Annotated in this window: 11 protein-coding genes; 7 read left to right on the top strand and 4 right to left on the bottom strand. The window is 72.6% G+C overall.

The annotated features are described in order from the left end of the window. The first annotated feature begins 4 nt into the window (after positions 1-4). Positions 5-370, top strand: a complete 366-nt coding sequence (locus NR792_RS37975) for a hypothetical protein (RefSeq protein WP_207055503.1) — start codon at positions 5-7, stop codon at positions 368-370. Positions 371-391: 21 nt separating this feature from the next. Here NR792_RS37975 and NR792_RS37970 read toward each other — a convergent pair whose 3' ends face one another. Together NR792_RS37970 and NR792_RS37965 are read right to left on the bottom strand one after the other, a co-directional pair. Further along, a complete protein-coding gene (locus tag NR792_RS37970; protein WP_375757571.1) occupies positions 392-4,360 on the bottom strand; it encodes an AAA family ATPase in 3,969 nt (1,322 codons plus the stop codon). Between the two features lie 194 nt (positions 4,361-4,554). Then, positions 4,555-5,703, bottom strand: coding sequence for a hypothetical protein (locus NR792_RS37965; RefSeq protein WP_375757570.1), 1,149 nt, complete (start codon positions 5,701-5,703; stop codon positions 4,555-4,557). 351 nt (positions 5,704-6,054) lie between these two features. On the opposite strand from NR792_RS37965, the gene NR792_RS37960 reads away from it, so the two are divergent. The 3 genes from NR792_RS37960 to NR792_RS37950 all read left to right on the top strand — a co-directional run bounded on the left by NR792_RS37960 (position 6,055) and on the right by NR792_RS37950 (position 9,303). Then, positions 6,055-8,082, top strand: coding sequence for a YgiQ family radical SAM protein (locus NR792_RS37960; protein ID WP_375757569.1), 2,028 nt, complete (start codon positions 6,055-6,057; stop codon positions 8,080-8,082). Between the two features lie 89 nt (positions 8,083-8,171). Continuing rightward, the gene (locus NR792_RS37955) at positions 8,172-8,672 is read left to right on the top strand and encodes a hypothetical protein (RefSeq protein WP_375757568.1); all 501 of its coding nucleotides are present in this window, start codon (positions 8,172-8,174) and stop codon (positions 8,670-8,672) included. A gap of 202 nt (positions 8,673-8,874) precedes the next feature. Further along, on the top strand, positions 8,875-9,303 hold the full coding sequence (locus NR792_RS37950; RefSeq protein ID WP_375757567.1) for a hypothetical protein: 429 nt from the start codon (positions 8,875-8,877) through the stop codon (positions 9,301-9,303). A gap of 8 nt (positions 9,304-9,311) precedes the next feature. Here NR792_RS37950 and NR792_RS37945 read toward each other — a convergent pair whose 3' ends face one another. Both NR792_RS37945 and NR792_RS37940 read right to left on the bottom strand, forming a co-directional pair. Then, on the bottom strand, positions 9,312-12,308 hold the full coding sequence (locus tag NR792_RS37945; protein WP_375757566.1) for an ATP-binding protein: 2,997 nt from the start codon (positions 12,306-12,308) through the stop codon (positions 9,312-9,314). A 237-nt stretch (positions 12,309-12,545) separates the two neighbouring features. Continuing rightward, positions 12,546-13,343, bottom strand: a complete 798-nt coding sequence (locus NR792_RS37940; protein WP_375757565.1) for an alpha/beta fold hydrolase — start codon at positions 13,341-13,343, stop codon at positions 12,546-12,548. A 114-nt stretch (positions 13,344-13,457) separates the two neighbouring features. Here NR792_RS37940 and NR792_RS37935 point away from each other — a divergent pair, with 114 nt between their 5' ends. From NR792_RS37935 to NR792_RS37925, 3 genes are all read left to right on the top strand, one after another. Continuing rightward, positions 13,458-14,438, top strand: coding sequence for a ChaN family lipoprotein (locus NR792_RS37935; protein ID WP_375757564.1), 981 nt, complete (start codon positions 13,458-13,460; stop codon positions 14,436-14,438). Between the two features lie 290 nt (positions 14,439-14,728). Next, a complete protein-coding gene (locus NR792_RS37930) occupies positions 14,729-15,910 on the top strand; it encodes a hypothetical protein (RefSeq protein ID WP_375757563.1) in 1,182 nt (393 codons plus the stop codon). A gap of 120 nt (positions 15,911-16,030) precedes the next feature. Next, positions 16,031-21,088 (top strand): hypothetical protein, encoded by a 5,058-nt coding sequence (locus NR792_RS37925; protein WP_375757562.1) that lies wholly within the window; start codon positions 16,031-16,033, stop codon positions 21,086-21,088. Positions 21,089-21,150 lie beyond the last annotated feature (62 nt).

Here is a 21,150-nt window from a genome sequence, read left to right as displayed (position 1 = left end):
AAGAATGGTCACCGTGAATCTGCATGCCTTCGGGGAGTTTGTTCGCAAGCATCGTCCGGCCCTGGAGGTTCGGGCCGCGAAGCTTTGCGCTGGGAGCGCGGTCGACTCCACGGAGCTGGTGGGCGAGACGCTGGAGCGCGCCCTGTCCGTGTTCGAGCGGCTCCAGGACCAGGACACCGCGTCCGTGACGCAGTGGCTGGATGGCGCCATGAGCCGCTGCTTCGCGCGGATGGGCGGCCAGCTGCCGGACTCGCGCGCCGCGGCGCCGGATCTCCAGCAGACGTTCGACCTGCTGCGCGCGCGCTTCCGTGAGGTGTACGGGCAGCCGGCGTTCGGCAAGAGCGCGGGCGTCACCGGCTGGCGGATGTAACAAGTCCCCTGGCGCCCTGTTTCAGGGTGCCGGCGGGCGGTGGCCGGACAGCGTCTCCACGTAGGACGCGGCCACCCGCAGGAAGCGGCCCCCACGCACGCCGGTGAGGTACTGGCGCTTCATCGCGCGGGTGGCCCCCACGTAGAACATGGCCCGGCGGATGCGTTCGTTCTCGCGGTCGTTGCGCTGGCGGGCTCCGGCCATCCACGCCTCGATGGAGTCCAGGGCCTCCAGTCCCGCGAAGAAGACGACGGGGCACTCGTGGCCCTTGCAGGAGAACACCGTGGTGGCGCGCACGTGGTCCACGCCGCTCACCCGGAAGTCCGCCGCGTCCCGGCCGCCCTTGCCGCCGTAGGCCTCCGCGGGCACGCCCGCCTTCTGGAGCGCGTCCGTGAACGACGCGGGCATCACCGGCGCCACCACGAGGATGTCCCCCGGGTGGACGCCCTCCTCGCGCACCAGCCGGGCAATCTCCTTCGCCACCCAGCGCGCCTCGCTGGTGCTGGAGGCGAAGTCCTTCACCTGGGGCAGCACGCCGCCGCGCTCGGTGGACTGCACGCGGTAGAGCCCCTCCAGCGTCTCCTCCGGCAGCCACAGGAGCCGCTCGCGGGCCAGCTCCCCGGCCTTCATGTACTCGCGCATGCCGGGGTCGGTGACGCGGTGCTGGCGCAAGGGGTCCAGCACCACGTTGAAGGCCACGTCGAGGATGTCGCGCGTGGCGCGGAAGGTCTCCTTGAGCACGCGGGTGCGGCCGCGGAAGGACAGCCCTTCGGGGAGCTGCTCCTTCAGGTGGTCGATGGGCACCTGGCCGTAGACGTTCTGCGAGTCGTCCATGAACAGCTGGAAGCAGCGCGACTCGCGGCCCTCCGCGTCCACGCGGGGGCGCACCAGCGCGTGCAGGGACGCCAGGCCCCTGGCGTCCATGTCCTGCGCCTCGTCCACGAAGACGGCGTCGAAGGTGTGGGGCTCCAGGCGCCGGAGCGCGCCCACGTGCTTCACCGTCACCTGGGCGCGGAGCGGCCGGACCTGCTCCGGCCCCGCGCGCACGCTGAGCGCCTCCAGGAGCAGCTTGTCCACGAGCGGCGCGAGCGAGCGGTTGTAGAAGGACACCAGCACCCGGGCGCGCGGGTTCTCCAGCAGGTAGCGCGCGGCCCAGTGCGCCAGCACGTACGTCTTGCCGCTGCCGGCCACGCCGCGCACCAGGTGGTGGCCGTCATCGAAGCGGCGCTCGAAGAGGGAGACCTGCTCCTGGGTGAAGAGGGGCCCGGTGTCCTTGCCGCCGGCGATCTCTCCGCCCAGGCCCATGGGCACCAGCGGCGGCGGGGGCGGCGGAGGCGGACGCGGCTGGGTGGCGAGCAGCTCCAGCTTCGGCGGCGTGCCGGCGTGGACGCGCACGCGGGGGAGCAGCGACAGGAAGCGCGCGGGCACCGGGGAGGCGCGGGCCTCCGCGCGCGAGGCGAGCACCAGCAGGTACTCCTTCGCGCGGCTGGCGGCGACGTTGAGGATGGGCACCAGCGTGTGCGGCGGAAACGGCCGGCCGCCAGCCACCGTGTCCACCATCACCACGTCGTACTGGGTGCCCTGCTGGCGGTGGATGGTGGACGCGCTGAACATGTCGTGGCGCAGCCCCGCCGCGTTGCCCAGCTTGCGCAGGAGCGCCGCCTGCGCGCGGTAGGGCGTCACGCACAGCACGGTGAGGCCCAGGCGCACGGCCTGGCGGGCCAGCGTCACGGCGAGCTCCGCGGACAGCTCGCGCTGGTAGCCGGAGCCCGTCTCGCCCCGGCCGTGCGTGAGGCGGCGGTCGTCGCGGCTCAGGCCGTCCAGCACCAGCCACATCGCGCGGGAGGGGAAGGCGGGCACGGGCGGGGGCTTGCGGGCCCGGTCCTTCACGAGGTCGCCGTCCTCCAGCGCGCCGCCGTAGCAGAAGTGGCTCACCACGCGGGCGATGTCCGGGTGCATGCGGTGCTGGGTGCGCAGCAGCAGCACGTCCGGGCGCTCCGCGTCCTTCACCGCGTCCTCCAGGTGGGACAGGGCGCTGGCGCGAAGCCACGTCTGGGTGCCCTTCCCCGCCCCTTCCGCCGCGCGGCTCACGGGGCCGATCTGCTTGGGGTCTCCCGCGAGCGTCACCTGCCGGGCCAGCGGGGCCAGCAGCGCCGTCGCCGCGCGCGTCACCATGCCGGCCTCGTCCACGACGAGCCGCTGGAAGGTCTCCTCGCCCTCGAGCTCCGAGACGAGCCGCAGGGCGCGGTGCACGGTGAGCACCATGAGGGGGCTGTCGCCCTTCTCCGCCTCCTTGAGCGTGGGGTCCTTCACGCGGCCGCGCAGCGTGCGCAGCTCCGCCTGCATGCGGGCGAGCTCCGGCGCGGCGCCGCCCCGGGCGCGCTCCAGGGTGAGCTCGCGCTCGCGCTCCTGGATGGTGTTGAGCAGCTTGCTCGTCTTGGTCTCCTCGAGCGCCACGGTGGGCAGCTTGGAGAGGGCCTCGCTGGCGCCGGTGCCGCCCCGGAAGATGCTGCGGGCCAGGGGGCGCAAGGGGATGGGGTCGCGCTCCAGCAGGGCGCTGACGCGCATCACCAGCTCGTCCGCGGCGCGGTTGGTGGGGGCCACCGCGAGGATGCGCTCGTTGGGGTAGGCGCGCAGGGCGCGGGCGATGAGGTCCGCGACGGCCGTGGTCTTGCCGGTGCCGGGAGGGCCCCAGATGCTGCCCCACGGCTGGCGCCACAGCCGGTCCACGGGGATGAGCTCCGCGTCGCGGGGGGACGGGGTGGACGCAAGCAGCTCGCCCTTCGCGCGGGACAGCGCGGTGGTGAGGGCCGGGACGCGGTCCTCGTAGGCGGAGGCCGCCGCGCACAGGGCCTCCGCGAAGTCGTAGGGCCGGTAGCACCAGCGCTCGCAGGAGAGGACGCGGCGGTCCAGGTCCTCGCCGGAGTCGGAGGAGGCGAAGACGCGGCCGGATTCGAAGTCCAGGTGGACGATGTTCCCGGCGAAGACCAGCTCCTCGCCCAGGAAGCCGAGCAGCGAGCCACCGGACCAGTCCGGATCCGAGGCGGGAACGGGCACGAGTCCCAGCACGCCGGGCCCGGCGAAGCCCACCTCGCGGGCCTCCTGGAGGCGCTGCGCGCGGTACTGGCTGCGCTCGGCCACCAGCGCGTCGCGCAGGTCCTCGGGAAGATAGGTGGGCGCGACCCACTGCTCCCGGCGGCGCCCGGAGGACACCGCGGCCTGCATGGCCTCGCGTTCCGCGGGGGTGACGTCGCCGGAGGCGGACACGTCGCGGGCCGGGGCCTCCTCGGGAGGACGCACTTCGGCCGGGTCAGCCACGCGGATGAGGTTCGGCGCGGGCGGCTTCGGTGGGCGGGCCGGAAGGGCTGCGCCGGCAGAGGCGCCAGCGTCGAAGGGCCCGGGGGTTCTTGGCGCCTCGTTGCCCGGCGCACGGTCGGCGACGGACTTCGCGGCGGAGGCCCCCGCGCCGGAGGACTGGATGACGTTGGCGCCACCGCCCTCCAGGGGAACCGGACGGGACATCGCCGAGGACGCATTCGCCTCGGGCGCGTGAGCGTCCTGGGCTCCGGCGGTTTCACGCGTGGGTGGGTTGGCGGCACCGGGCGGGCCCTCGCGCGAAGGCGCCGCCCGCGCTGGCGAAGCTTGACCCGTGGTGTCGTCACCCTGAGCGGTGGGACGCGTGGGCACCGCGCGGTTCACGCGGTGGGAGTTCGGCATGGACGCGAGCGCCGCGGAATCCAGCTCCCGGAAGGTCAGCGTCTTCGGCCGGGACACGCCCCGGGTTGCCTTCGGCGCGGGCGGTGCGTCCTCGGCCCCCGCCTCCGACTCCACCGGGGGCCAGGAGGAACGGACCCGGAGCACGGGCGCGGCGTGGCCCGCCGGGTCGTCGGTGTCGTACTCCACGCGGAGCACGGGCATGAGGTCATCCGGAGCACGCTCGTCCCGCGGCGCCTCCCCCTGACCCGACTCCTCGTCCGTCCTGCGCATCATACGGGGTGCTCGCGACGCGGCCCTTCCTCCACCTCGGAAGTAGCGGTGCCGGGAAGCCGGCCAAGCTAGGGGAGGCGTCGATCCCCGTCAACGCACGCGCGGGCTCCCTCGCACGCCTGCACCCACGGTGAAGCCCGGGCCGCGCACACTCGCGGACCCGGGCCGTCATCCACCGTTGGAAGGCGCCGCGGGGACTACAGCAGCGGGCAGAGCAGCCCGCCGCCCGTGTTCGCCGGGCAGCCCTCGCCCTGGCAGTACGCGGGACCCACGCCCACGGAAAGGATGCCCTGGAGGCTGGGCACCTTCACCTTGCAGCTGCCCAGGGTCGCGTTCCCGGACGCGTCCTCCACCGAGTACACCACCGTGTAGACGCGGCCGTTGCCCAGCAGGCTGGACTCCGCGCGCAGCTGCGCGGACTTGCGGTCCGCGCTCAGCACGATGTCCTTGCACTTGAAGAGGGCCAGGCTGAACAGCGCGTCCTCGGACTCGTCCGACTCCACGCGCACGATGGTGCCCGCCTGCTGCAGGTCCAACGTCCCGCCGCAGGTGTCCGCCGCCGGCTGCGCGCAGTCCGCCAGCGTCACCGTCTTGTAGTCCGCGCCTGGCGTGCGCGGCAGCACCAGGTCCTTGCTCGCCCCGGCCACCGGCGCGGTCGCGTCCACCACCGTCACCGTGGCGGAGCACGTGGCCGAGTCCATCCCGTCCGACACCGTGAGCGTCACCGGCGTCGTGCCCACCGGGTACACGCCCGCCGGGCTGTACGTGCGGCTCAAGGGCTGCGGGAAGCCGTCCGGATCATACGAGCCGTTGTCGATGGACGCCGACGCCCCGCACGACGCGTCCGCCGTCACCGTCACGTCCTGGCACAGCGCCACCGGCGCCTGGTTCACCCGACAGCCACCGCCGGCCGACAGCGTCACCGACGCGGTGTTGTTCGTCTCGCTGTCCTCGGGGAAGAAGTTCACGGAGTCCGCGACCACGAACAGCTGCTGCGCGCCTTCCGGCACCTGCACCGGAACCTCGAACGCGTAGCGCTCCTTGCCCACCAGCCAGGGCACGTTCACCGTCGCCAGCAGCGTGCCGCCCTGGGCCGGATCTCCAGCGAAGATGCCCGCCACCGACGGGTCCACGCCCGTGGGCGCCTCGTTGATGATGGCGCCCGTCACCGTCGCCACCTGGCCGTCCACACACGTCACGCCCACCTCCGCGGCCGCCAGGTCGATGCCCGTGTGCAACGCCGACCGGGCCTCGCCCACGGCCGCGCCCTCCTCCAGGGATTCGGTACCGCAGCCACCCAGCATCAGCAGGGAAGCGAACAGGGACAGCGGACGGCGCAAGGACATGACTCTCTCCGGGAGATGGGGGTTGCCAGGTGGGGGGAATGCGGAACCCGATGCCAGCCAATGACAGCCAGGACCCGTGAGCAGTCTTTTGCCACGAACGGACTTTTCTAGCAACACGGGCAAAGCTGTACCCAGGCCCAGGTGTATACAGACACCCAGTTGGAGCCCCAATGACCCTGCTGTCTGCCTTTGCGAGGAGTCGAGAAAAGGTGCACGGCCCGTCTGGGTTTGGACGACCTGGCGGGTTGCCGTTCCCCCGGGGAGCAGGAGGGCAGGCGGCCGTCGCAGTGGACAGCGCCCGCCCTGATGGGGTTGGTTGGGCCCTCCCCCGCTGTTGAGGGGAACACGCCCATGGCCTCCATCACCCCGCGCTACGCCCACCCGTTCCTACCCGTCACCCGCGCCGACATGCAGGCCCGGGGGTGGGAGCAGTGCGACATCATCATCGTGAGCGGCGACGCCTACGTGGACCACCCGGCCTTCGGCCCGGTGCTCATCGCGCGCTTCCTGGAGGGGCGGGGCTTCAAGGTGGGGCTCATCCCCCAGCCGGACTGGCACTCGGCGGAGCCCTTCAAGGCGCTGGGGGCCCCCCGGCTCTTCTTCGGGGTGGCGGCGGGCAACCTGGACTCGATGCTCAACCGGCTGACGGCCCAGAAGAAGAACCGCTCGGAGGACCAGTACAGCCCGGGCGGGCGCACCAACTGCCGGCCGGACCGCGCCTCCATCGTCTACGCGCAGCGCTGCCGCGAGGCCTTCCCGGACGTGCCGGTGGTGCTGGGTGGCATCGAGGCCAGCCTGCGCCGCATCGCGCACTTCGACTACTGGAGCGAGAAGGTGCGCCGCTCCATCCTCTTCGACGCCAAGGCGGACCTGCTGGTGTTCGGCATGGGCGAGCGGCCCATCTGGGAGATTGCCGACCGGCTGAACCGGGGCGAGCGCATCGAGGACCTGACGGACATCCGGGGCACCGCGCGGCTCATCAACGACGCGGCGATGAAGGCCCTGGAGGCGGACCCGGCGAAGCGCGCGGCGGACCGCGACAAGGTGGTGGTGCTGCCCTCCTACGAGGAGGTGGTGGCGGACACGCGCGCCTTCGCGGTGATGAGCCGGGACTTCCAGCTGGAGACCAACCCCGGCAACGCGCGCGCCATCGCGCAGCGCCACGGCAACCGCGCCATCCTCATGAACCCGCCCGCCCGGCCGCTGGAGGACGGCGCCGGACAGAAGCCCGGGGACACGTCCACGGTGGCCATGGACGAGCTGTATGACCTGAAGTTCAACCGCGTGCCGCACCCCATGTACAAGGAGCCCATCCCCGCGTACGAGACGGTGAAGCACTCGGTGGTGCTGATGCGCGGGTGCTTTGGCGGCTGCACCTTCTGCTCCATCACGGAGCACGAGGGGCGCGTCATCCAGAGCCGCTCCGCGCAGAGCGTGCTGCGCGAGGTGCGCGAGGTGCGGCGCATGGGGGACTTCCGGGGGACGATTACCGACCTGGGTGGCCCCACGGCGAACATGTACAAGCTCAAGTGCAAGAGCGAGGACATCGAGAGCCGCTGCCGCAAGCTGTCCTGCGTGCACCCGGGCGTGTGCGAGAACCTCCAGACGGACCACGGGCCGCTCATCTCGCTGATGAAGCAGGTGCGCGAGGAGCCGGGCATCAAGCACGTCTTCATCGCGAGCGGCGTGCGGTACGACCTGGCGGAGCGCTCGCCGGAGTACGTGAAGGAGCTGGCGGCGCACCACGTGGGCGGCCAGCTGTCCGTGGCGCCGGAGCACGTGTCGCCGCGCGTGCTGGAGAAGATGAAGAAGCCCGGCATCGAGAGCTTCGAGCGCTTCCAGAACATGTTCGCGTGCGCCAGCGAGGACGCGGGCAAGGAGCAGTACGACATCGCCTACTTCATCAGCGGCCACCCCGGCTCCACGCTGGAGGACATGGTGCTGCTGGCGCAGTGGCTGAAGGAGAAGGGCAAGCGGCCCCGCCAGGTGCAGGACTTCATCCCCACGCCCATGTCGGTGGCGACGGCCATGTACTACACGGGCCTGGACCCGCTGAAGATGGAGCCCGTGTACACGGCGAAGGGCCTGCGCGAGAAGCGGCTGCAGAAGGCGCTCTTGCTCTACTGGAACCCGGAGCACTGGCCGCTGGCGCGCGAGGCGCTGAAGCTGGCGGGGCGCGCGGACCTGATTGGAAGGGGGCCGAACGCGCTGGTGCCGCCGGAGTCCGCCGCGGAGGCCGCGCGCCTGCGCCGCGCCTCGGAGAACGCGGAAGCCGGAGAGGGCCTGGCGACGAACGCGTGGCCCCGTCCGGTGCAGCCGCGCCCGTCGGGCCCTCGCGGCGGGGGGCGCACGCCGCGTCCGGGGCCGCGCGGGCGGTAGGGGGACCCCGGCTTTCGCTCCGGGGGCGGGCTCGGGTATAGGGTGCGCCGCCTTTCTTCATGCGGCCACACCGCCGGAGCCACACAGCCATGCCCAGGACTTCCCAGGAGCAGTCGCAGGAGCGTCACGCGTTCCTGCTCGACCTCTTCCGCAACCAGCCTGACCTGAGCCGCCAGGACGCCCTGGAGAGCTTCAAGGACCGCTTCGGCGCGACCATCAACCTGCGCACGTTCAACGAGCTGCGCGACCAGGCGAAGAAGGAGCTGGCCTCGGCCCCCGTGGCTCCGGTCGCCGCCCCCAAGGAGGAGCAGGACGTGGACGTGCAGGACGAGCGGTCCGAGGTGACGTCGGAGGACGCGGGGACGCTGCTGAAGGCCGCGGCGGCTCCGGAGCTGCACAGCGGTGCGGCGCCCGCGAAGAAGCCGAAGGCGAAGGGCCCGGGCTCGCGCAACGTGTTCGTGGACGCATCGGCGGATCAGCTCCAGTTCCTGGAGCGCGTGATTGGCCAGCTCCAGGAGGCCGGTGCCGCCAACGTGCGCATCGACCACGCCACCGACCGGTGGATGGTGCTGGTGGTGGATTCCAAGTAGCGGGTTGCCCGTAGTCAGACAGCCAATGCCTGACACCCAGGCCCGCCTCCCTCACACGGGGAGCGCGGGCCTCGCTGCTTCAGGGCCGCCACAAAGATATACCCAAAGCAGCAATTCCAGACTAGTTTGACATAGCTTAGAAAGCCAATTATCCCTTTTGTCTGTGGATGCGCTCACGCATTCACATCCTCAGGGGAAACCGATGACCCGTTCGATTCCTGCGCTGGCGTTGATGGTGAGTGGGCTGCTGTTCGGCTGTGGTGGGATGCCCGAGGAGGGCGAAACCCAGGAGCCGCAGGCCGGGTCGGAGGGCACCGTCACCCAGAGCGAGGTGACGACCATCGTCCACCCTGGCGCCACCGTGATCTACAACTCCAACACCGACACCTTCACGGTCCGGGACACTGCGGCGGATGGCCACTCCGCCGTGGCAACCATCTACAACCACATTACGGGGAGCGATACGAGGTGCTGGAATTCCGGTGGCGTGGACACGTCCGTGCAGTGCTTCCGGAACTTTCCCAACGGCCCTCGGCTCACCATTCGCGCGTGTACGGGAGAGGCCGGCCCGGGCACGCTCCTCTCCTGCTCCTCACCGGTGGTGATCAACTCGTTCGCGCCCACGAAGTAGCCGCGCGTTCAGGCCCGCGGTCCCGCCAGGGGCAGTGACACCGTGAAGGTGGCGCCGCCTCCTGGTGTCTCCGTGACTTCGACGCTGCCTCCGTGGGCCTCCACCACCTGGCGGGCGATCCACAAGCCCAGGCCCAGCCCTCCGAAGTTGCGCACGGACACCGCGCGCTCGAAGCGCCTCCAGATGCGCTCCCGGTCCTCCGGACGCACGCCCATGCCGTGGTCCACCACCGTCAGGCGCGCGCACGGGCCGTCCTGCGTGACGTGGATCTCCACCGGCTTGCCTGCGCCGTACTTCAACGCGTTGGACAGCAGGCCCTGCACCACCTGCTCCAGGCGCGCCCGGTCGAACCGGCCCCGCACCGGACCCGCGATGCGCAAGGTCACCTCGCAGCCCTCCCGGGCCACCTGCTCCGTCACGAGCGCGGCGAGGTCCGCGTCCTCCACCCGCAGGCTCAGCGGCCCCGAGGACAGCTGGGACACGTCGAGCAGCAGCTCCACCACCGCGGCCAGCCGGTGCACCTGCCGCCTCGTGAGCAGCAGCCTCTCGCCCAACCGGGCTCTCGCCTCGGGCTCCAGGCCCCGTTCGATGAGGTCCAGCTGGAGGCGGAAGGACGCCAGCGGCGTCTTCAGCTCGTGGCTCACCACGGACAGGAAGTCGTCCCTCGCGCGGACCGCGTCCTGCAGCATCGCCTCGCGCGCCGACAGCTCCGCCACCTCCCGGCGCACCCGCGCCATCTCCAGCTGGGTGCGCACCCGCGCCTGCAGCTCGCGCGCGGAGAAGGGCTTCACCAGGTAGTCATCCGCGCCCGCCTCCAGCCCCTCCACCGAGGCCTCCTCCCCCGCCCGCGCCGACAGCAGGACGAAGGGGATGGCCCGCAGCCGGGGGTCCGCGCGCAGCTCGCGCAGCAGGCCGAAGCCGCCCAGGCGCGGCATCATCACGTCGCTCAACACCAGGTCGGGCGGGCGCTCGCGGATGGCCTGGAGCGCGGCGAGGCCGTCCTCCGCCGTCTCCACCGTCAGCGACGCGTCCAGCAGCCCCGTGATGTACGTGCGCAGGTCCGCGTTGTCGTCCACCACCAGCACCCTCGCGGACAGGGACGGCGACAGCGGCGTGGCGCCCGCTGCTCCGTCCGGGCCTCGCGCCCCACCCTCCGGGCCCGTCGGCGCCAGCCATCCGCGGATCTCCTCGACGTAGGCGGACGCGCCCTGCTCGCCGGAGCGCTCGGGACCCGCGCCCTCGGGAACGAGCTGCTCCCGTGGCAGGTGGCCGCTGCCCAGGGGCACCGCGACATGGAAGGTCGTGCCCTGCCCCAGCGTGCTCTTCACGCCCACGCTGCCGCCGTGCAGCTTCGCCAGCTCCTGCACCAGGCTCAGCCCGATGCCGCTGCCCTCGTGGCTGCGCGAGCGGGCGTTCTCCACGCGGTGGAAGCGCTCGAAGATGTGCGGCAGCTCCGCCTCCGGGATGCCGCTGCCGGTGTCCCGGACCGTCAGCCGCGCCTCGCCCCCTTCCGCGCGCAGCCGGACGTGGACGCCGCCCTCGAAGGTGAACTTCATCGCGTTGGAGAGCAGGTTGAAGACAACCTTCTCCCACATCTCGCGGTCCACCCAGACGGGCTCCGGCAGGGGCGGCAGGTCGACCGTGAGGGTGAGCTGGGCGCGCTTCGCGATGGACTCGAAGTGGCTCACCAGCTCCGCGGTGAAGGCGGACAGGTCCGTGGGCTGGAAGGCCGCGCGCACGCGTCCGGCCTCCGTGCGGGTGAAGTCGAGCAGCGTATTGACCAGCTTGAGCAGCCGGCTGGCGTTGCGCTGGACCAGCGACAGCCGCTCGGCCTGGCGCGGCCCCAGCGGCTCCGCGGAGTCCGACAGCGCGTCCTCCACGGGCCCGAGCATCAGCGTCAGGGGCGTGCGGAACTCGTGGCTCACGTTGCTGAAGAAGGCCGTCTTCGCCCGGTCCAGGGCCGCGAGCTTCTCCATCCGCTCCAGGGCCTCCTGCCGCGCGCGAGCGCTGGAGGCGGCCGTGGCCAGGGCCCCCGCCACCAGTTCGAGGAAGCCCCGGTATTCCCCCACGGGGTTCAGGAAGGGGCTCAGGCCCGCCACCAGGAAGCCCAGGTCGCGGTCCCCTTCCGCGTGCGGCAGCGGCAGCACCAGGGCGGGCCGGGGCGGCTCGGCGCCCTCCGGCGGAAGCGGTGCCTCCAGCCACCCGTTCACGTCGTCCACCCGCTGGGCCTGGCGCGCGGCCGCCACCGGCGCCAGGAGCCCTCCCGCGGGCCCACCGTCCGCTGGCGCGCGCAGGTCGAGGTGCCTGGGCACCGCCGCGCTCCGGGCGTCCATGCCGGTGGAGCCCACGAGCGAGGCCCGCGTCCCGTCCGCGTCCGTGACGTAGAGCCAGGTGAAGGGCAGGTCCGCGGGGTCCTCCGCCAGGGCGTCCAGGCCGGCCCGGCACGCCTCCTCCACGGAGCCCGCGCCGCTGGCGCGATGGGAGAGGACCTGGAGCGTGCGCAGGCGCCGCTGTCCCAGGACCTGCCCCGTCGTCTCCAGGGCCGGCGTGTAGAAGCCCACCACCGCGCCGTCGTCCCCCAGCACCGGGGTGTAGGACCAGGTGAAGTAGGCCTCCTCGGCGGAGCCGTTGCGCAGGATGGGCAGGGACTGGCTCTCCGCCCAGTTCGCCTGCTTCGTGCGCTCCAGGTCGTCGAACATGCGCCCCAGGTGGGTCCACAGCTCCGGGAAGACGTCGCGCAGTGGCCCCAGGGCATGGTGCGGGTGCTTGGCGCCCATGATGGGGATGCCCGCGTCGTTGTAGAGCTGCACGCGCTCCGGTCCCCAGTAGATGAACATGGGGAAGCGCGTCATCAGGCACATGCTCACCAGGGTGCGCAGCGTCGGCGGCCACGACGTGATGGGCCCCAGCGGCGTCCCGGACCAGTCCCGCTCCAGGATGAGGCGCCCCATCACGCTGCCGCCGCGCAACACGGCCAGCCATCCCTCGGGACATGGCGAGGCCACGGCGTCTCCCACCGGCTCCAGAGCGTTCTGTTCGTTCGTCGGGCGGCTCAGGGGAGGCTCGAGGGTGCGGGACGCGTGGATGAGGAGACCAAGTGGACGTAGCGAGCCGGTCTCCCCACTTCAACGCTGGAATCCGCCAGGACTGCGCTTTCCGTCGCCTACCGAGCAGGGCTTCTCAGCGGGTGGACCTCGAATCCGCCCCCTGCTTCTTCATGGGGCAGGCGGGCAGCCGGCGCGTCAGGCCAGCTCCCGCAGGAACGACGCGACCACTTCCGCCAGGCGCTCGGGTTGTTCATACGGAAGGCCGTGGCCGGCGTCCTGGACCTGCTCGATTCGCACGCGTGGGTTGAGGCTCCGCAGCTCCGTGGCCATCTCGAGCGTGACGACGGGGCTGTGGTCCCCGATGACGAGGAGGGTCGGGACGTCAATCGCGCGCACCACGTCGCGATACCCGGGGTTGGGCGGCGTGAGGACGTCGAAGGCGTCCAGGCGGGTGTTCAGTCTCGCCTCGGCAAGAAGCTCGATGAGCTCGAGCGAGCGACGCGGGTGCCGGGCCCGGGCCTGGGCAACCAGGTCGGACCTGCTCAAGCCGAGGGCCTGGCGGTGTTGCTCGGCGACGTCGCTGTCGTGCACCTCGCGTTGGCGCTCGGGGCTCAAGAACGTCGGGTCCACCAGGACGAGGCCGCGGAGGCCCGCCGCGCCCCGGCTCGCCACCACCGCGGCGGTCATGCCGCCCATCGAGTGGCCCAGCAGCACCGGACGCGAGAGCTCCAGGCCGCGGATGAGGCCCTCGACGTCGCTCGCGTGATCGTCGTACCGGTAGCCGTGGTGCGGCGCGCTCGAACCGCCGTGCCCCCTGGCGTCGGGCATGACGACGTCGAATCCACTTTCAAGCACGCGCGCCACGGGGGTCCAGCAGGCGCCGCTCCCCATCAAGCCATGGAGCAGCACGACGGGAGGGTTGGCGCCTCCGGTCCGGAGGTAGTGGAGGTTGATGCCGTTCGTTTCACGGACTCCACGCAGCCAGGGCGTCATGGACCTGTTCCTGCCTGCCACGGCTCCGGAAGTGAAGTTCAATATTCGTGACCGTCGGGCGGCCCGGCCACTTTCCAGCGGGCAAGGCCGGCGCGGGACAGGTGAGATGACGGGATGACGCGAATCCCTTTCATCCTCGTCCTCGCGCTGTCCCTGGGCTGTGCCAGCCGGCAGCAGCCCTCCCCCACGCCCACGCGCGAGTGGACCACGACGCTGCACCGGGACCACCCGCTGGTGGGGCGCATCTGGGACGTGGCGGCAGGACGCTTCGTGGACGAGAGCGCCCTGCGCGCGGCGGTGGTGCCCGCGCGCTTCGTGCTCCTCGGCGAGCGGCATGACCACCCGGACCACCACCGGCTCCAGGCGGAGCTGGTGCGCGCGAAGACGGACGCGGGCCAGCGCCCCGCGCTCGCCTTCGAGATGCTGGACGTCACCCAGCAGCCCGCCGTGGACGCGGCGCTGAGGGCCCGGCCGGAGGACGCGGAGGGTCTGGCGAAGGCGGTGGACTGGGCGAACAGCGGCTGGCCCGCCTTCAACCTCTACGAACCCGTGTTCACCGCGGGCCTCCAGGCGCACCTGCCCATCGTCGCCGCCAACCTGCCCCGCGCGCGGGTGCGGGAGCTGGTGATGAAGGGACCGGAGGCGCTGCCCTCCGACCTGCGCTCCCGCCTGGGGCTGGAGGCGCCCGTGCCCGAGGCGGAGGCAAAGGCGGTCCGCGAGGAGCTGGACCGCTCGCACTGCGGACAGCTCCCCCAGGAGATGCTGGAGCCCATGGCGCTGGCCCAGCGGGCGCGCGACGCGATGATGGCGGACCGGCTGCTGGAGACCGTGCCCGCGGACGGCGCGGTGCTCATCACCGGCAACGGCCACGTGCGCAAGGACCGGGCCGTTCCCGCGCACCTGGAGCGCCGCGCGAAGGACGTCCCCGCGCTGAGCGTGGCGCTGCTGGAGGTGTCGCCGGAGGCGCTGAAGCCCCAGGACTACGCGGACGCGGCTGGCGCCACGGCCCTGCCCTACGACTACGTCTGGTTCACGCCCGCGATGCCGGAGGACGACCCCTGCAAGGCGCTGCGGGAGCGCCACAAGAAGCCGTAGCCCCCCAGGCATGTCAGCCCCCGGTGGTACGAGAATGGCCACACCGGGTGGCGCGCCGGGCCTCGCCGTGCGGACTGTCGCGTCTCCGGAATGCTGAGACTCATGTTTTGAGATTCTCTCAGACTGATTCCAGCCCAGACGCAATGGAAAGCACGGCAATAACAGTCGGACCGTGATGTTGAATTGGGCTGTCAATCCAAGACAGAATAGTTTAACAGCACTTCATCCGGAGTTCCGGATTGGCTGGCCCCCCCCGGACAGCCTCAAACCCACATCTTGAGAGAATGACAATGGCGACTCGAAGCCTCGGGTTTCGTGCGTGGCGTTTTGGCGCGGTGTTGAGCATGGCGCTGACGGGCTGTGCCGTGGAGCCGCAGGAGGAGTCCTCCGCGCAGGAGCAATTGCAGGCGGTCCAGCAGCAGACGCAAGCGCTCACCCCACCCACCGGGTGTACCGAGATCACGATGAACGACCTGGCGAACGGCATCCAGCTGACGCCGGTGAAGTATGGCAATCAGCCGACCTACCAGGGCACGTTCGGCTCCTTCGGGGACCCGGCGGTGGCGGACAGCGCGCTCATCCGGCTGGACGTGAACACGGCGCCGGGCCTGCATGACCTGGCGGCGGGGGGCGGCAACCTCTTCACCTGCGAGCAGTGCGTCTACGGCTACCAGGACGCGGGGACGACGGGCCAGAAGCTGTTCGTGGCGGACTCCGGTTCGCTGCTGCTGGCGCTGAAGGTGTCGCCGCAGCAGACGGTGGGCGCGCTCTACAACGTGACGCTGCGCGAGTCCGTGACCGCGGCGCCGCTCAGCGCCCCCTACCGGGGCAGCGCGGCGGTTGCCGGCGGGGCGTGCAAGTGGATCCGCTACGCGACCTGGAACACCGTGCGCTCGCTGGGCTGCGATCCGCGCGAGGGCTCGCTGACGGCGAACCTGCCGGGTCACACCTGCGTGGCGGACAACTACTTCGCGGATGACGGCACGCTGGAGAAGTCGGAAGGGACGAAGACGCAGGGCGCGGCGTGCACCTCCACCCCCGCCGCGGAGGCCAACCACCCGGCGGTGACGGACTGCGCGCAGGGCTTCGCGTGCACGGACCTGCTCTCGGACAACCCGCAGTGCCTGAAGACGTGCGACCCGATGGCGGCGGTCCCCGGCTGCCCCAGCGGCACCCTCTGCGGCGTCTACGGCCTGTGCATCGAGCAGTCCGTCCTGGAGCCCATCGGCTTCGCGTTCGACCCGGCCCTGATTGGTGAGACGTGCCGCGCGGGCTTCACCGAGTTCTGCGGCACCGAGGGCGCGCGCGGCGTCTGCGCGGACCTGACGGGTTCGGGCCAGGCCACCTGCCTGCGCTACGCGCGCGCCCGGTCGGACTGCGGCGCGGGCGAGGAGCTGGGCTACGTCAACTACCCGCTCTCCGGTGGCGGGTACGACCGCGGCAGCGGCTTCTGCTACCACGACGGTCTGTAGGACGGACGTGACAGGACGCCCGGCCGTGGAAGGCCATGGCCGGGAGTCCTGGAGCGGGCCCCGAGCGGCGTGAGGTGACAGTGTCACCAGGGACGACACTCCCGGTGTGGGAGGCCCTGTATGCTGGTGTCCATGCTCTGCCCTGCCTGTGCGGAACCGCGCGCGACCGACTCCGGGCCCCTGTGCCCGGAGTGCGGCGCCGCCCTCGTGCCCGCCACCGGGCGGCACCTGGAAGACGTCGTGCTGGAGCGGATGCGGCGGCGGCTCAAGCGCTGGCGCTTCGATGGGCTGCTGGACCCTGTCACCGCGGACCGGCTGGAGGCCTCGCTCCTGGCTCCCGCCGATGCCGCCGTGATGGCTCCGGAGGTGCCCGAGCCTCCGCCGGTCGTGGTCCCGGAGACACCGCCCCTCGACTCCGCGGCTCGCGTGGAGGCCTGGGCGGACGACGTCGCCCACTCGCTGCGTCGCGCGGGAGGGTGGCGTCCGGGGTGGCTTGCGTCGCTTGCGCACTCGCTGGACGAAACGGCCCGGGCGGAGCGGGAACAGGCGGCACGGCGGCGGGCGTCGTCCCTGGCCGAGGGCGCGTCCTCCAGCGAGGAGGACCTGGGCTCGGCGCTGGGCTCCGGGCAGGCGCTGTTCGCCCGGGGGCACCTGGACTCGCTGGGCGGTGGTGGACTGGAGGCGGTGGTCGCGCTCGATGAGGGTGACAACCCTCCCCGCCTGCATGAGTACATCTGGTGGTTCCTGGGCGCGGTGCTCGTGCTGGGCGGCTCGCTCATGGGGGTCCGCGAGGCGTGGCGGGCGCTCGGCGGGGTGCCCCGGCAGTTGATCGTCACGGGCGCGCTCCTGGGCTACCACGCGGCCTTCATCGGGCTGGGCGTGTTCCTGGCGCGGCGCTCGCGGTCGGCGGGGCGCGTCCTCGCGAGCATCGGGCTGGCCTTGCTGCCCGTGGTGTTCGTCGCGCTGTCGGCGCTGGTGGCGCTGACTCCTGGGATTGGCGTTCCCACCGCGCTCGGGGTCGCCGCAGTCGCGCTCCTTCCGCTGAGGGTCGCCGGACGGCTGTGGCACGGGACGTCCGCGACGACCCTCGCGGTGGCGCTGTTCCCCTCGCTCCTGGCGGGGCTCCCCTTGATGGGCTGGGAGGACGCGCCGTGGCCGAGGGTGCTGTGCGCGTTCGCGGGCGTGGTGGCGCTCGGGGCCTCGGTGTGGCGGGCGCGGGCGGCGGACGCGGGCAGGGCTTCGTTCGTCGGGGTGGGCGCGGCGCTGTATGGCGCGCTGTGGCTGGCGGTCTTCTGCGTGGCGAGCGGCCCCTCCGGGTTCGATGCGCTGGAGCCCGGCAGCCCCCTGTTCGCGGGCCTCGTGCTCTGGGCGGCGGCGCTCGGCGCGGTGGTGGCGGTGGCGTCGTCCTCGGAGGCCATCCGGGCGGCGTATCCGCGCGCGGCCCCGGTGTTCGAGACGCTGGCGCACGCGGTGGTCGCCAGCGGTGCGCTCGCGGGGGCCCTGGGCGCCTTCTCGACCTTCCCGGGCGAGCAGACCTGGGTGGACCTGGCCTCCGTCGGCGCGCCGCTGCTGGCCGCGCTCGTCTTCTTCCTGCTGGAGTTCCGCCGGCCGGCGTTGGCGCATCCGGCCGTCATGGCCGCGCTGCTCGCGGGGGCGCTGGTCGCGCACGTGCAGGCGCCTGACGCACCGGCGTGGTGGTGCTTCGGCGTCGCGGTGGTGGCGTCCGGGCTGCTGCTCCTGGCACGGATGACGTCCTCCGTCGGCCTGCGCAACCGGCTGCTCACCTGGGGCGTCGTCGCCTCCCTGGCGACGATGCCCGCCTTCTCGGTGCTGGAATGGACGCAGGGGACGGACCTGCCCTGGCCCCGGGCCTTCACGGGCGCGGTCATCGCGGTCGCAGCCCACCTCGCGGGACTGTCGAGGTGGCGGGGCCTGCACTACCTGGGTGGGGTCGCGCTGCTCTTCGGGGCGCTCGCGGCGGTGGGCGCGACGCCGTGGCTTGATTCCAGCGCGGCGAGCCTCTCCGTCTTCGCGCTCGCGGCGGTGCTGTACGGACTCGGGGGGCTCGTGCAGTCCGCCCGGCTGGGGCACCCGGGCCTGCGTGGCGCGTTCCGGCCCCTGGAGGACCTGTCGCTGGGCATCGCAGTGCTCGGGGTGGTGCGGGCCCTGGGCGTCACGCCCGTGCTGCCGGATGCGCTCGCCTCTGTCGCGGGGGCGAATGCTGCGCTGCTCGCGTGCGTGCCCATGGCGGTGGTGACAGGGGTGCTGCTGCTCCGCGTCCGGCGCGAGGGCAGCCGGCTCGTGAGCTTCCTGGCGGCCACGGGGCTCGCGCTCACGGTGTCCCAGGCGCTGGGCACGGTCTCCGACTTCGTGTCGGCGCGGGCGGCCCTCGTGGCCTCGGCCCTGGGCTTCGGGTTCGCGCTCCTCGCCATGCTCCGCGGCCGTGACGTCGAAGCGGCGAAGGGCCGACGGATGCTGGACGTGTTCCCCCTGCCCTTCGGCGCGCGGGGACGGCCGCTCTTCACGGATGGCTTCGCGGGCGCGGCGCTCGTGCAGGCCCTCTTCACGGTCGTCGCGCTCCTCAACTGGACCACCCTGCCCTCCAGCGCCGAGCGGCCGGAGGCCCTGCTCGCCGGAGCCCTGCTCACGGCCGGCGCGCTCCTGGCGTTCGTGTCGCGCGGCTTCGTGGTGTTCGACCTGCGGGGCTCGGTGGCGACGCTCGCCGCGAGCGGCGGGTTCATCGCGCTCACCGCGGTCGTCAATCGCGCGGGCCGGCCGCTTCCGCCTGACGTGAGCGCCTGGCGCGTGCCGCTCATTGGCATCGGGCTGTGGGCGCTGGCGTTGGTGCTGCGGCGCGTGGGGCCGTGGGTGGGCCAGCGCCTGGAGAAGCCACGGCACGGACCGCTGTACCACGCGGTGCCGCACCTGGGCGTGGCCGTGCTGGCCGTGCTGCTGCTGCGCTCCGCCGTCGTCGTGGGCCTGCCGGGTGCCTCACGCGCGCTGGGGCTGGTGCCGCCGCTCCTGGTGCTGGGACCCGCGCTGCTGGCGGTCCTGCTCGCGGCTTCGTTCCGCTCGCGCTTCCTGGCGCACCTGGGCCTGCTGCTGGGGCTCCCCGGCGCCGCGCTCTGGGCCGCGCAGCAGTCCCTGCTCGGAGGCTCGCTGGTGGCCCTGCTGCCTCCGGACGGGCAGTGGATCCGCGCCACGGCGGCGCACTTGATCAGCCCTGCGTTGAGCTGGCTGCACCCGGACGCCTGGATGCCGCCGGGCATCACGCGCTTCCTGCTGTGGCAGCGTGCGTTCGCGGGCATCGCCGCCGCCGGGCTCGTCTACGCCGGGTTCGCGGTCGTGGCCGCCCGGGTGGACGCGGGACGCGCGTTCCTCCGGCGGCTCTTGTCCCTGGGGACCGAGGACCGTCCGGGTCCCTTCCTCGACGCCCTGCTCCGGGAGACCCGCACGGCCGTGGCGCTCGTGGTGGCGGCGGCCTTCTTCCAGCCCGGCCTGACCGCGGCGGAGCTCCTCCTCGCCACCGGCGCCGTGCTGTTCGTGGGCGGTGCACGCGGGCCCGGGCGCGGCGTGGTGGGCGTGGGCGTGCTGCTGCTCATCCATGCCCGGGCCCACCTGGCGCCGAGCATCGAGGCCTGGCCGGGCCCCACGCTCGCGCTGCTGGGGCTCGCGGTGGTGGTCGTCGCGCCGTGGCTCGCGAAGCGGCGGGGCCATGACGAAGGCCGGACGCGGCTTCGCGCCCACCTGGCCGTGCTGCCCTGCTTCATGGCGGCGCTGCTGTATGCGCTGGCCGTGACGGGAGACACGTCATCGACGATGGCCGTCCCCGTCCTCGTGTGGCGGATGCTCGGGGGCCTGGGCGGGACGTGGATGGTCTCCGCCGCGCTCCCCCTGACGCTCGGGCTCCTCTCGGCGGCCCTCCTGGTGGCGGCCTTCCAGTGGCGCGGGGCGCTCGCCGGAGTCATCTCGGGGCTCGGGACGGTGGTGGCCGGAGGCGCCGTCGTGGCCACGGGGATGACGCTCCTCGCGCAGGCCATGACGCCGTGGCAACCGGAGTACCTGCCCCTCTTCGCCCGCTCCGGAGCCGCGCTGGCGCTGGCCGCCGCGGGGAGCGCGCTGGTCCTTCACGCCGCCCGCCGCATGACGGCCCGCCGCCGGAGCGACGTCGCGGGGGGCATGGGCTGGGGCCGCGACCTGTGGCTGGTGGCGAGCGCGGCGCTGCTCGCGGCCGTGGCGGTGGGAGGCCAGGCCTCGGAGGACGTCCTGCCCGTGGCGCTCGCGGCCATCGGACTGGCCGTGGGCGTGGCCCTGCACGCCGCGTGGCGCGAGCACACGGGCCGCCACGTGTACTTCGTGCAGGTCGCGGTGGTGGGCGTCTACGCGCTGGTGCGCGGGCTGTACGCGCAGGGCCTGCGCCCCGAACATGACGCCCTCTTCGCGCTGTCGCTGGGCTTCGTCCTCGTGGGCGTGACGGTGCTGGCGCGCAGGGCGGGCGTGCGCCCCGTGGAGCAGGCGACCCGGCGGTTCGCGGCGCTGCTGCCCATCGCGGTGGCGCTGGTCCTTCCCGGCGACGCGACGGGCGAGGCCGCCCTGTTCGCGGGGGGCTCCGGCCTGCTGTACGCGGCGCTGGGCGCGGTGGAGCGCAGCCGCATGTTCGGCGCGTTCGCGGCGGCGGCCTGCAACCTGGCGCTGCTCATCGCCGCGCTCGCGTACGGCCTGGAGGGGCTGGAGGTGTACCTGGCGCCGCTGGGGCTGCTGCTCCTGATGATGGGACAGCTCTTCACGTCCAGCCTCCCGCACGCGGCGCGCAACGCGGTGCGCATCCTGGGCGGGCTGCTGCTGTACGTGCCCGCCGCCGCGAAGCTGGCGGCCCGGATGGGCGAGTCCGCGGATGGGACGTATGCGATTGTCTTTGGCGCCGTCTGTCTTCTGGGGGTGGCGGTGGGCATGGCCCTGCGCATCCGCGCCTACCTGGCGCTGGGGACGCTGTTCCTGCTCCTGGACGTGGTGGCCAACCTGCTCGACGCGGGGCTCCGGGACCACCGCATCGGCTTCCTGGTGATGACCCTGGCGGGCTTGAGCATCGTCACCGGCCGCGTGCTGGCGACCCTCAAGCGGCAGGAGTGGGAGCTGCTGCTGCGGCGCGTGCGCGTCCAACTGCGCGGGTGGGATTGAGGACCCGGGCCGCCCCCACCGTGGGGCATCCGGGGGACGGACGGATTTGCGTGCATCGATTT

The organism is Corallococcus exercitus, from assembly GCF_042231735.1.
Classification (GTDB): domain Bacteria; phylum Myxococcota; class Myxococcia; order Myxococcales; family Myxococcaceae; genus Corallococcus; species Corallococcus exercitus_B.
Note: the sequence above shows the minus strand (reverse complement) of the source record. Positions and strands in the feature narration are given on the sequence as shown.